This is a genomic window from Ideonella sp. WA131b (assembly GCA_023657425.1).
Lineage (GTDB): Bacteria > Pseudomonadota > Gammaproteobacteria > Burkholderiales > Burkholderiaceae_C > Rubrivivax.
Genome location: JAGTJW010000001.1, coordinates 1174364 through 1186708, shown reverse-complemented (window position 1 = coordinate 1186708; position 12345 = coordinate 1174364). Strand labels below are relative to the sequence as shown.

Genomic DNA, 12345 nt, shown 5'->3' with positions numbered 1-12345 from the left:
GAGGTGAACGAATGTACACGATGCAGCGGTGTCGGGCGGGCCGTTGCTCACGTGGGGGCGGCGGCCGGTTGCGTGAGGGCGTCGAGGGCGTCGCGGTGGAACAGGTCCACGTAGGGCTGGTAGCGCCACAGGCGATTGCGGCCGTAGCCCGTGAGCTCGCGCAGCCAGCCGCGTTCCTCGAACTCGCGCACCAGCTTCGTGGCCGTGGGGGCGGTGCAGCCGAGCAGGGTGCTCACGCGCTTGATGCTGACGGTGGGCTGGCGCAGCAGGTGGTCGATGAGCGCCAGTGCCTTGGCCTGGCGTGCCACGGCCTGCTGGTGGGCGTGGCGCAGCGCGACGATGTCCTGTGCCGTTTGCGTGGCCGTGCGCGCGGTGCTGCTGACACCGCGCAGAAAGAATGCCACCCAGGCCTCCCAGTGGCCCTGCTCGCGGATGGCGGTGAGCCGGTCGTAGTACTCGGCGCGGCGCGCCTTGAGGTACAGCGACAGGTACAGCAGGGGCCGGGCCAGCGCGCCCTCCTCGCACAGCATCAGCGTGATCAGCAGGCGGCCGACGCGGCCGTTGCCGTCGAGGAAGGGGTGGATGGTCTCGAATTGCGCATGCGCCAGAGCGCAGCGCACCAGCAGCGGCACGGTGTTGCGCGCCTCATGCAGAAAGCGTTCAAGCTGGCCGAGGGCATTCATCAGCTCGTGCGGCGGCGGCGGGATGAAGGCGGCGGTGCGCAGCGTGCTGCCGGTGCCGCCGATCCAGTTCTGCGACACGCGGAACTCGCCGGGCGACTTGTCGCCGCCGCGCACGCCGCGCATCAGCTCAGCGTGGATCTCGCGCAGCAGGCGCAGCGACAGCGGCAGTTCGCCCAGGCGCTGCAGGCCGTGGTTCATGGCGCGGATGTAGTTGACGACCTCTTCCACGTCGCGCGGGCTGTCGTCGCGCAGCGCGTCGGCTTCGAAGGCGAGCACGTCTTCCAGCGTGCTCTGCGTGCCCTCGATCTGCGAGGACAGCACCGCCTCGTGGCGCACGTACATGGCCACGAAGAGGTCGGGGTTGGGCAGCAAAGCCGCCAGGGCATCGAGGCGGCCGATGTCTCGGTCGGCGGTCGACAGCAGCGTCTGCAGTTCGCCGTCGTAGGCCAGCGGTTGATCGGGCGGCAGCGGGGCCGGGATGAAGGCCTTGTAGCCGGTGCTCTGCTGGATGTAGCGGCCGGCTCTGAAGGGGTGGTCCACGTCAGTTTCCTTAACTGGCGCGGATGACCGGCGCCCTTGTTAAAGAAAATGGTAGCCGGCTTTCATTGATTGCCGCAAGTTGGCGGCCAATGAAAGGATTCGGCCCGGGCCGGGCGCCTGCGCACGGACTCCGCGGCACGGCCGGCAGGCCGCGCAGGAGGCACGATCAGGTGCCGCCTGCGTCCATCAGTCGACGCACGCGCCGAACCGAGACGACTTCACGACGGGCCGGGAACACGGCAAAGCGCCCGCCTGGCCCGGTCTTCTGAACGCCCTGCTTGGCGTCCGACCCTGCCTGATGCTGCTGCGACTCGCGGACCAGCGCTGAAATCTCCTCGCCCAGCGAGCGCCCCTCGCGCGCCGCCTGCGCGCGGGCGGTGGAGAGCACGTCGTCGGCGATGTTGAGCGTGATGCGCATGCCAGTTTGGGGGCGAGGTCTCAGGCCCTCAACGCCCCCAACACCTCATCCAGCATCTTCTTCGCATCGCCAAACAGCATGCGGTTGTTCTCTTTGTAGAAGAGCGGGTTGTCCACGCCCGCGTAGCCGCTGGCCATGCTGCGCTTCATCACGATGCTGGTCTTGGCCTTCCACACCTCGAGCACCGGCATGCCGGCAATCGGGCTGGTGGGGTCGTCCTGGGCGGCCGGGTTCACGATGTCGTTGGCGCCGATGACCATGGTGACGTCGGTCTCGGGGAAGTCCTCGTTGATCTCGTCCATCTCGAGCACGATGTCGTAGGGCACCTTGGCCTCGGCCAGCAGCACGTTCATGTGGCCCGGCATGCGGCCGGCCACGGGGTGGATGCCGAAGCGGATGTTCACGCCCTTGTCGCGCAGCAGCTTGGTGATCTCGAACACCGTGTGCTGCGCCTGCGCCACGGCCATGCCGTAGCCCGGCACGATGATCACGCTCTTGGCTTCCTTCAGCAGCTCGGCCGTCTCGGCCGCGCTCACCGGCACCACCTCGCCCGCGGGCTGCGCGGCCGCTCCACCGGCCGCCGGGGCCGGGGCCCCGCCGCCGAAGCCACCCGCGATGACGCTGATGAAGTTGCGGTTCATCGCGCGGCACATGATGTAGCTGAGGATGGCGCCCGAGCTGCCGACGAGTGCGCCCGTCACGATGAGCAGGTCGTTGCTCAGCATGAAGCCGGTGGCCGCCGCGGCCCAGCCCGAGTAGCTGTTGAGCATGCTCACCACCACCGGCATGTCGGCGCCGCCGATGGCCATCACCATGTGCACGCCGAAGGCCAGCGCGATGACCGTCATCACCAGCAGCGCCATCTGGCCGGCGCTGTGGTTGTCGCCGGCCTGCAGGAAGGCATAGCCGAAGTAGATGACGACCAGCAGCCCCGCCAGGTTGAGCCAGTGCCGCCCCGGCAGCAAGAGCGGCTTGCCGCCGATGCGCCCCGAGAGCTTGCCGAACGCGATGATCGAGCCCGAGAAGGTGACGGCGCCGATGAGGATGCCGACGTAGATCTCGACGTGGTGGATGGTCTTCTCCACCGGCGTGGGGAACACGGTGGAGGTGTCGACGTAGCTCGCAAAGCCCACCAGGCAGGCCGCCAGGCCCACCAGGCTGTGCATCAGTGCCACGAGCTCGGGCATCTGCGTCATCTGCACCTTCTTCGCGGCAACCAGGCCAATGGCCCCACCGACGACGAGTGCGCCGACGATCCACGGGATGCCCGCGGCCGTGACGCGCGGCCCCAGCACGGTGGCAAACACCGCCAGCGCCATGCCGGCCATGCCGAGGAAGTTGCCGCGGCGCGCCGTCTCGGGGTTCGAGAGGCCGCCCAGGCTCATGATGAACAGGATGATCGCGCCGATGTAGGCGACGGTGGCGAGGCTTGCGCTCATGTTCGGGTCTGCCTTCGATTCATTTCCTGAACATGGCCAGCATGCGCCGCGTGACCGCGAAGCCGCCGAACATGTTGATGGCGGTGAGCACCAGCGCCACGACTGCACACACCAGGATCAGTGTGTTGGGCCGGTCGGCCGCACCCGCGGCATCGAGCGGCGGCGCCACCTGCACCAGCGCGCCGATGGCGATGATCGAGCTGATGGCGTTGGTCACGCTCATCAGCGGCGTGTGCAGGCTGGGCGTGACGTTCCACACCACCATGTAGCCCACGAAGCAGGCCAGCACGAAGACGGTGAAGTGCTGCAGGAAGCTCGCGGGGGCGTACGCGCCCACAAACCAGAACAGCACCGCGCCCACGGCAAACACGATGGCCAGGGTCTTGGCCGACATCGGCTCCACCGAGCCGTGGCCGTGGCCCTTGGACGCCTTGGTCGCAGTCGGTGCCGCAGCATCGGCCTTGGGCTTGGGCGGCGCCGCGGGCAGCTTGGGCGGCGGTGCGGGCCAGGTGACGGCACCCTCCTTGATGACGGTGAGCCCGCGGATGGCGTCGTCCTCGAAGTTGACGTTGACCGTGCCGTCCTTCGTCTTGCACAGCTCCTCAAGCAGGCGCAGCAGGTTGGTGGCGTACAGCGTGCTGCTCTGCTTGGCCAGGCGGCTGGCGAGATCGGTGTAGCCGACGATGGTGACGCCGTGGCGCACCACCGCCTGGCCCGGCACGGTGAGCTCGCAGTTGCCGCCCTGCTCGGCGGCCATGTCGACGATGACGCTGCCGGGCTTCATGGTGGCCACCATCTCGGCGGTGATGAGCTTCGGAGCCGGCTTGCCCGGAATCAGCGCCGTGGTGATGATGATGTCGACCTCGCGCGCCTGCTTCGCGTACATCGCGCGCTGCGCGGCCTGGAAGCCCTCGCTCATGACCTTGGCGTAGCCGCCGCCGCCCGAGCCTTCTTCTTCGTAGTCGACCTTGACGAACTCGCCGCCCAGCGAGACCACCTGGTCGGCGACTTCGGCGCGCGTGTCGTTGGCGCGCACGATGGCGCCCAGGTTGGCCGCCGTGCCGATGGCCGCCAGCCCCGCCACGCCGGCCCCGGCGATGAACACCTTGGCCGGCGGCACCTTGCCCGCGGCCGTGATCTGGCCGTTGAAGAAGCGGCCGAAGGCGTTGGCCGCCTCGATGACGGCGCGGTAGCCGCTCACACCCGCCTGCGAGGTGAGCGCGTCCATCTTCTGCGCCCGGCTCAGCTGGCGCGGCAGCGCGTCGATGGCCAGCACCGTGGCGCCCTTGGCCGCCAGCTGCTGCATCAGCTCGGGGTTCTGCGCCGGCCAGACGAAGCCGATGAGCATGCCGCCGGAGCGCAGGAGCGCCACCTCGTCGGCGCTGGGTGCGCGCACCTTGAAGACGATGTCGGCGCGGGCCCACAGCGTGGCGGCGTCGGGCAGCACCTCGGCGCCGGCCGCGCGGTAGGCCTCGTCGCTGCAGTGGGCGGCGTCGCCGGCACCGCTCTCGACGGCCACGCCAAAGCCCAGCTTGACGAGCTTTTCCACCACCTCGGGCACCGTGGCCACGCGCTTTTCACCGGTCGCGGTCTCTTTGGGGACGCCGATCAGCAAAGCCATGCACGCTCTCCTCTTTTTGGGCGCAAGCCATCGAAGCTAACACAAGCGCCTCAGCCCCACCGCCCTGGGCCTGCAGCCCCTGCCGCAACCCATTCGCTAGCATCCGCGCCCACCCGCAGGCCGGAACGCCCCCCGATGAACCCCCGCTGGAGCCCGAGCGTCACCGTCGCCGCCATCGCGCACGACGGTGCGGCCGAGCCCGCCGCGCGGCGCTGGCTGCTGGTGGAGGAGCGCACGCCCGAGGGCCTGAAGCTCAACAACCCCGCCGGCCACCTCGACCCCGCCGAGGGCCCGCTGCAAGGCGTGGCGCGCGAGGCGCTGGAGGAGACCGGCCGCGTCTTCACGCCCGAGGCGCTGCTCGGCGTGTACCTCTCGCGCTTCGTGCGGCCGGCCACCGGGGAGGACGTGACCTACCTGCGCTTCGCCTACACCGGCACCGTGGGGGAGGCCATCGAAGGCTGGGCGCTGGACGACGGCATCGTGCGCACGCTGTGGCTCACGCTCGACGAGCTGCGCGGCTGCCGCGAGCGCCACCGCAGCCCGCTGGTGCTGCGCTGCATCGAAGACGCCGCCGCCGGTGTGCGCCACCCGCTCGGGCTGGTGCAGGTGGACGCCAGCGTCACCCAGCCCGAGATCAAGCGCTGACCAGGGGGCCGGCTCTGGGCCAGGGGCCGCGTATGCTCAGCGGCATGAACACCGCGCCGAAGCCCATCGCCCCCTTCCACCTCGCCTTCCCGGTGCACGACCTGGCCGCCGCGCGCGCCTTCTACGGCGGCCTGCTCGGCTGTCCCGAGGGCCGCAGCAGCAGCGAGTGGATCGACTTCGACTTCTTCGGCCACCAGATCGTGGCCCACCTGAGCCCGCGCAAAGCCGGCGACAGGGCCGAGACCGACCACCACAACCCGGTCGACGGCCACGACGTGCCGGTGCCGCACTTCGGTGTCGTGCTCGACTGGGACGATTTCGACACCCTGGCCGCGCGGCTGCGCGCGGGCGGCGTGCGCTTCGTCATCGAGCCCTATGTGCGCTTCGCCGGCCAGGTGGGCGAGCAGGCCACGATGTTCTTCCGCGATCCCTGCGGCAACGCGCTGGAGTTCAAGGCCCTCCGCGACCGCCGCCAGCTGTTCGCCAAGTGACGGCGGCACCGTGACCGAACTGGTCGTCATCCGCCACGGCGAGACCGACTGGAACCGCCAGCAGCGCTTCCAGGGCCACATCGACGTGCCGCTCAACGCCATGGGCCAGGCGCAGGCCGAGGCCCTGGCGGCGCGCCACGCGGCCGAGGGCGCGCCGCAGGCCGACCTCTTCGTGAGCAGCGACCTGCAGCGCGCCCGCCAGACCGCCGCGCCGCTGGGCCGTGCCTGGGGGCGCGAGCCGCAACTGGCCGCGGCGCTGCGGGAGCAATCCTTTGGCGAGTGGGAGGGGCTGGACGGCCCGAGCATCCGTGCACGGTGGCCCGGGTTCTGGGACCGCTGGCTGGAGCACCGGGCCGATGAGAGCGCGCCCGGCGGCGAGACGCCGCAGCAGTTCCACACCCGCGTGCTGGCCGCCGTCAAGGCGCTGGCCGAGGCCGCCGGCCCCGGCCGCCGCGTCGTCATCGTCACGCACGGCGGCGTGCTCGACATGCTCTGGCGCACCGCCCACGGCGAGCCGCTCGATGGCCTGCGCCGCTGCGAGATCCCCAACGCCGGGGTCAACCACCTGCGCTGGGAGGGCGGCTCGCTGCACGTGGAACGCTGGGCCGACGCCAGCCACCTGGAGGGCCTGGCGCCGCCGCTGCGGCCCTGAGGCCCGGCCTGCTGCGGCCGTCAACGCGCCTTGCTGAGCAGATCCTGCATGCCCGACAGCAGCGCCTCGATCTGCTCGTCCTGCGCGGGCTCGGTCACCAGGCGCGCGCGCAGTTCCTGCTGCACAAAGCAGACCGTCATGCGCACGTAGGTGCTGTCCAGCGCCTTGCGCACGGCGGCCATCTGCGTGGCAATGTCCATGCAATCCTGGCCCTCCTCGATCATGCGCTGGATACCGCGCAGTTGGCCTTCGGCCCGCTTGAGGCGGTTGAGCAGGTCGGTGCGGCTTTCCACATCGGTGAGCACGGACATCGGGCAAGGCTCCGCAGCTTGGTCGAGAAGAGCCCGCATTGTTACCGCCCTGGCCGGTGCGGCTTGTCGGCCGCACGGGGGAGCTGTCGGCAGCGCAGCGTCAGCCCCGGCTGGCGACCGGCGTGTCGCAGGTGGCCGGCACCCCCAGCTTGCCCAGCGCCCAGCCCAGCGGGCAGACGTTGGTAAAGCCGAACTGCAGCAGGTTGGCGCCCACGAAAGCCGTGAAGGCCAGGAACCAGCCCGAGACGTAGAGCGGGCTCGCCTCCACCCCCAGCGCCAGGCTGATGAGGATGAAGCTGCCGGCAAAGATGCGGATCAGACGGTCGATGGTCATGGTGGAACTCCTTCAGGCTTGGGCGGGGGTGGACGGGGACGAGGCTTGGGATGCGGCCAGGGCTTCGTAGCGGCGGCGGTTCACCACCGCATGCAGCACCGGGATGACGATCAGCGTCAGCAGCGTGGAGACGCCGATGCCGAACAGCAGCGAGATCGCAAGGCCGTTGAAGATGGGGTCATCGAGGATGAAGACGGCGCCGGTCATGGCGGCCCCGGCCGTCAGCGCGATGGGCTGGGCGCGCACGGCGGCGGCGTTCACGACCGCCTCGCGCCAGGGCTTGCCCTCGGCCACCTGCAGCTCGATGAAGTCGACGAGCAGGATGGAGTTGCGCACGATGATGCCGGCCAGCGCAATCATCCCGATCATGCTGGTGGCCGTGAAGCTGGCGCCCAGCAAGGCATGCCCCGGCATCACCCCCACCAGCGTGAGCGGGATCGGCGCCATGATGACCAGCGGCGCTGCGTAGCTGCGGAACTGCGCCACCACCAGCAGGTAGATGAGGATGAGGCCCACGCCGTAGGCGGCACCCATGTCGCGGAAGGTCTCGTAGGTGATCTGCCACTCGCCGTCCCACTTGACGGCGTACTGCTGGTAGGGGTTGGCGGGCGTGGAGATCCAGTACTCGCCGAGTTCGCCCGTGCCCGGCAGCGCGGCGGCGCCCAGCCGGCTGCGGATGTTGAACAGGCCGTAGAGCGGGGAGTCGGGCGTGCCGGCCGAGCTCGGACCACCCGCACCCACGTCGGCCATCACATAGCTCAGGCCGAGCTGGTTCTTGGTGAACAGCGGCTGGTCCGTCACCGTGCGCTCCACGCGCACCAGCTCCGACAACGGCACCAGCGCGCCGCTGGCCGTGCGCAGCGGCAGCGCCAGCAGGGCGTCGAGCCCGGCCTGGGCCTCGCGCGGCAGCTGCAGGCGCACGGGCACGGCATGCTTGCTGGTGCCGTCTTGCAGATGCGTGGCATCGAGCCCCGAGAGCGCGCCGGCCACGGTGCGCGAGATGGCGTCTGCGCTCACGCCCAGCGTGTCGGCGCGCTGGCGGTTGACGCGCAGCACCGCGCGCGGCGCGGCAGCGGCCAGGCTGGTGTCGATGCCGGTGATGTCGGGCGTGGCGGCGAAGGCCCGCTCCAGGCGCACGGTCAGGGCCTGGCGGCCGGCCTCGTCGGGGCCGTAGACCTCGGCCACGATGGGGCTCAGCACGGGCGGACCGGGCGGCACCTCCACGAGCTTCATCTTCGCGCCATGGCGCGCCGCGATCTTCTCGAGCTCGGGCCGCAGGCGCTGCGCGAGGTCGTGGCTCTGGCCCTTGCGCTGGCTCTGGTCGACGAGGTTGACCTGCAGCTCGCCCTGGTGCGGATCGGCGCGCAGGAAGTACTGGCGCACGAGGCCGTTGAAGGTGATGGGGCTGGCGGTGCCGGCATAACCCTGCAGGTGCTTCACCTCGGGCTGCCTCGCCAGGAAGCTGGCCAGATCGTGCAGCGCCGAGGCGGTGTCTTCAACCGGCGTGCCGGCGGGCATGTCGACCACGAGCGCGAACTCGCTCTTGTTGTCGAAGGGCAGCATCTTGAGCACCACCCACTGCATTCCGGCCAGGCCCACGCTCAGGGCCAGGGCGGCCAGAATGCCGGCCAGCAGCAGCCAGCGCTTCCGGGCGCTGTCGAGGAAGGGCGCCAGCGCGCGCGCGAAGATGCGCTGCAGCCAGGCGGCCAGGCGGCTTTGGCCATGGCCGTGGCCCTCGCCGCGCACGGCCGAGCCCGGCTTCATGAGCTTGAGCGCCAGCCACGGCGTCACCGTGAAGGCGATCACCAGCGAGATCGCCATGCCCAGGCTGGAGTTGATCGGGATGGGGCTCATGTACGGCCCCATCAGGCCGCTCACGAAGGCCATGGGCAGCAGCGCCGCGATCACCGTGAAGGTGGCCAGGATGGTGGGTCCGCCGACCTCGTCCACCGCCGCGGGGATGATCTGCGCCAGCGGCTTGCCCGGTTCGAGTGCGCGGTGGCGGTGGATGTTCTCCACCACCACGATGGCGTCGTCGACGAGGATGCCGATGCTGAAGATCAGCGCGAAGAGGCTCACGCGGTTGAGCGTGTAGCCCCAGGCCCAGCTGGCAAACAGCGTGGCCGTGAGCGTGAGGATGACCGCGCCGCCCACGATGACGGCCTCGCGCCGGCCCAGGGCCAGGCCCACGAGCAGGATCACGCTGGCGGTGGCGAAAACCAGCTTCTGGATGAGCTTGCTGGCCTTGTCGCCGGCCGTGGCGCCGTAGTCGCGCACGACCGTGGCTTCCACGCCCTCGGGGATCATCACGCCGCGCAGCTGCCCGAGCCGCTCACGCGACGCACGCGCCACGTCCACGGCGTTGGCGCCGGGCTTCTTGGTCAGCGTCAGCGTCACGGCGGGGTGGCCGGCCGAAGTCTTGCCGGTCTGGGCGGCATCCAGGCCCCGCGTGAAGAACACCTGGGCCGTGGGTTGCGCCGGGCCGTCTTCGACCGTGGCCACCTCGCGCAGGTAGACCGGGCGGCCGTCGTGCACGCCCACCACCAGCTGGGCCACGTCGTCGCCGCTGCGCAGCACCTCGCCGGTTTCCACGGTGAGCAGGCCACCTCGTCCTTCCGGTCTTGCATCGATCACCGTGCCCGCCGGCAGCGCGCGGTTGGCGCCGGCCAGGGTCTGGGCCAGGCGCAGCACGTCGATGCCGCGCTCGCGCAGCCGCGCCGGGTTCAGGTTCACCAGCACCGCGCGGCCCGGGCCGCCGAGGGTGGCCACTTCGCGCACACCGTCCACGCGCTGGAGCTCCACCTCCAGCGTGCGCGCCAGGCGCTCCAGCTCGAAGGCCGAGGTCTCGCCGGGGCTCCACAGGCTCACGGCCAGCACCGGCACGTCGTCGATGCCCTTGGGCTTGACGATGGGCGGCATGACGCCCAGGTTCGGCGGCAGCCAGTCCTGGTTGGCGTTGATCACTTCGTAGAGCCGCACCAGCGCGTCGTTGCGCGGCACGCCCACCTTGAACTGCACCGTGAGCACGGCCAGGCCCGGGCGCGAGACGGAATAGGTGTGCTCGATGCCGGCCATCTGCGCCAGCACCTGCTCGGCCGGGCGGGCCACCAGCGTCTGCACATCGGCCGCGCTGGCGCCGGGGAAGGCGATGAGCACGTTGGCCATCGTGACGTCGATCTGCGGCTCTTCCTCGCGCGGCGTCACGAGCACGGCGAACAGGCCCAGCAGCAGGGCCACGAGGGCCAGCAGCGGCGTCAGCGCGTGCTGCTGGAACGCGGCGGCGAGACGGCCTGAGATGCCGAGCGGAGCGTCCTTCGGGTTCACGGTGGCGGCGCGGCGGGGGTCAGTTGGCGGGAGCCTGGGCCGGGACGGCACCGGCCAGCCCGGCCTTCACCGCGTCGGCGGCCACGCGCTCACCGGCCTTCAGGCCCGCGAGCACCGGCACCTGGCCGCCCGCGGGCGTGCCGGTGCGCACGGCCTTGAGCACGAAGCGGCCGTCGGTGACGGTGTAGACCGCCGTGAGCTCCCCCCGGCGCAGCACGGCGGCTGCGGGCACGCTCAGGGGCACGGGTGCGGCGCCGCCCACCACCGGGACCGCGCTGAAGCGCACGCGCACGGGCAGGCCCGGCAGCAGCACGTCGGCCGGTGGGCGGGCGGCCAGATCGAGGCGCCACTCCACCGTCTGCGAGGTGGCGTCGGCACCCGGCAGCTCGGTGCGGCGCTGCGGCACGAGCACGCGGCCGTCGGGCAACAGCACCTGCACCTCGCGCGCGGCGCGGGCGGCCTGGGCGCGCGACAGCGGCAACATCACGCTCACGCGCAGCCGGCCCGGGGCGTAGAGGGTGAGCAGCGGCTTGCCGGGCGCGGCCAGCTCGCCGGCCTCGGCGTGCGTGGCGCGCACCACGCCATCGAAGGGCGCGGTGAGCGTGGTGTAGCCGCGCGCCACGGCCGCCTGCTGGCGGCCGGCCTGCGCGGCGGCCAGCGCGGCCTCGGCGGCATCGAGCTGGGCCTGGGCGGTGTCCTGCGCGGCGGCGGACACGAAACCCTGGGCGCGCAGCTCGCGCGTGCGCTGGGCGTTCTGGCGCGCCTGCGCCAGCGCGGCATGGGCCTGCGCCACGCCGGCATCGCCCGCAGCCAGGCCGGCGGCGAGCTCGCGCTCGTCGATGCGCGCCAGCAGCTGGCCGGCCTTCACACGGTCGCCGGCCTTCACGGCCAGCAGGCGCAGCACGCCGCTCACCTGGGCGGCGATCACGCTCTGCTGCTGCGGCTCGAGGGTGCCTTCGAGCTCGAAGCCGGCAGCCGCGCTGGCGGCGCCCACGCTGACCAGCGGCACCGACACCACCTGCGCCCGGGCCGCGGATGCAGTCAGCACCAAGGTGGCGCCGAGCAACCACGCCATCAGCCCCGAAGCGGCCGGGGCCCGGCGGAAAGCGGCTGTGCGGAGGGTGTTGCTGGATACCATGACCAGTATCCTACAACATACCCCATAGGGGTATCAAGCGCCCGGCGTCGGCCGGGGCTGGAGCGGTGCCGGGCCGACTAGAACGGAATGTCGTCGTCCATGTCGTCGAAGCCGGTGGCCGGCTTTGAGGCGGCGGGCTTGGGCGCCGGGGCGGCGCTGCGGGCGGGCGGGGTGCTGCGCGGGGCGGGGGCACTGCCCATCTCGGCGTCGCCCATGCCGCCGCCTTCGCGGCTGCCGAGCATGGTCATCTCGTTGGCGATGATCTCGGTGGTGTACTTCTCGACGCCGTCCTTGTCGGTCCACTTGCGCGTCTTCAGGCGGCCCTCGACATAAATGGACTTGCCCTTTTTCAGGTACTCGCCCGCGATCTCCGCCAGGCGGTCGTAGAAGACGACGCGGTGCCACTCGGTTTCTTCCTGGCGCTCGCCGGTGGTCTTGTCTTTCCAGCTGCGGCTGGTGGCGATGCTGACGTTGGCAATGGCCGAGCCGCTGGGCGCGTAGCGCACTTCGGGGTCACGGCCACAGTTGCCGATGAGGATGACTTTGTTGACGCTGGCCATGGCGGGGCTCCGGGCTCGTGGGTGGAAGCGGCAGATTATCGGCGCCGCCCCGCCGCCGCCACGGCCCGCGCGAGGGGCGCCGCGTTCCGCCACCGGGTGGCCCGGCACGGTGTCCCCCGCCCGGGGGACTGGGGAGTGGCGAACACGCGGTCTGTCCCCCGTTGCAGCGCGCGGGGCTGGATTTCTGCC

12 protein-coding genes are annotated in these 12345 nt (G+C 71.1%); 3 read left to right on the top strand and 9 right to left on the bottom strand.

Features of this window, described 5'->3' with window-relative positions; translation table 11 throughout:
• Nucleotides 1-47: 47 nt before the first annotated feature.
• From KA711_05460 to KA711_05445, 4 genes are all read right to left on the bottom strand, one after another.
• Nucleotides 48-1223, bottom strand: coding sequence for a Fic family protein (locus KA711_05460; protein ID MCM0608432.1), 1176 nt, complete (start codon nt 1221-1223; stop codon nt 48-50).
• 166 nt (nt 1224-1389) lie between these two features.
• Nucleotides 1390-1641, bottom strand: a complete 252-nt coding sequence (locus KA711_05455) for a hypothetical protein (protein ID MCM0608431.1) — start codon at nt 1639-1641, stop codon at nt 1390-1392.
• 20 nt (nt 1642-1661) lie between these two features.
• Nucleotides 1662-3080, bottom strand: a complete 1419-nt coding sequence (pntB, locus tag KA711_05450; GenBank protein ID MCM0608430.1) for a Re/Si-specific NAD(P)(+) transhydrogenase subunit beta — start codon at nt 3078-3080, stop codon at nt 1662-1664.
• Between the two features lie 19 nt (nt 3081-3099).
• Nucleotides 3100-4701 (bottom strand): Re/Si-specific NAD(P)(+) transhydrogenase subunit alpha, encoded by a 1602-nt coding sequence (locus KA711_05445; GenBank protein ID MCM0608429.1) that lies wholly within the window; start codon nt 4699-4701, stop codon nt 3100-3102.
• Nucleotides 4702-4836: 135 nt separating this feature from the next.
• Between KA711_05445 and KA711_05440 the strand changes: the two genes are divergently transcribed.
• Genes KA711_05440 through KA711_05430 form a run of 3 tightly spaced genes read left to right on the top strand, consistent with a single transcriptional unit; the run spans nt 4837 to nt 6489 of the window.
• Nucleotides 4837-5346 (top strand): NUDIX hydrolase, encoded by a 510-nt coding sequence (locus KA711_05440; GenBank protein ID MCM0608428.1) that lies wholly within the window; start codon nt 4837-4839, stop codon nt 5344-5346.
• Nucleotides 5347-5390: 44 nt separating this feature from the next.
• Nucleotides 5391-5837 carry a VOC family protein gene (locus KA711_05435; protein MCM0608427.1) on the top strand — a complete coding sequence of 149 codons (447 nt, stop codon included), beginning with the start codon at nt 5391-5393 and terminating at the stop codon, nt 5835-5837.
• 10 nt (nt 5838-5847) lie between these two features.
• Nucleotides 5848-6489, top strand: a complete 642-nt coding sequence (locus tag KA711_05430) for a histidine phosphatase family protein (protein MCM0608426.1) — start codon at nt 5848-5850, stop codon at nt 6487-6489.
• 20 nt (nt 6490-6509) lie between these two features.
• Here KA711_05430 and KA711_05425 read toward each other — a convergent pair whose 3' ends face one another.
• From KA711_05425 to ssb, 5 genes are all read right to left on the bottom strand, one after another.
• Nucleotides 6510-6800 carry a metal-sensing transcriptional repressor gene (locus KA711_05425; protein ID MCM0608425.1) on the bottom strand — a complete coding sequence of 97 codons (291 nt, stop codon included), beginning with the start codon at nt 6798-6800 and terminating at the stop codon, nt 6510-6512.
• Nucleotides 6801-6900: 100 nt separating this feature from the next.
• Entirely contained in the window at nt 6901-7134 is a 234-nt protein-coding gene (locus KA711_05420) for a DUF2892 domain-containing protein (protein MCM0608424.1), read from the bottom strand.
• A 12-nt stretch (nt 7135-7146) separates the two neighbouring features.
• Entirely contained in the window at nt 7147-10458 is a 3312-nt protein-coding gene (locus tag KA711_05415; GenBank protein MCM0608423.1) for an efflux RND transporter permease subunit, read from the bottom strand.
• Nucleotides 10459-10477: 19 nt separating this feature from the next.
• Complete coding sequence (locus tag KA711_05410) at nt 10478-11533, bottom strand: efflux RND transporter periplasmic adaptor subunit (GenBank protein ID MCM0608422.1); 1056 nt, start codon at nt 11531-11533, stop codon at nt 10478-10480.
• Nucleotides 11534-11673: 140 nt separating this feature from the next.
• Nucleotides 11674-12156: a single-stranded DNA-binding protein gene (gene ssb, locus KA711_05405; GenBank protein ID MCM0608421.1), complete on the bottom strand. Its 483-nt coding sequence runs from the start codon at nt 12154-12156 to the stop codon at nt 11674-11676.
• Between the last annotated feature and the right edge of the window lie 189 nt (nt 12157-12345).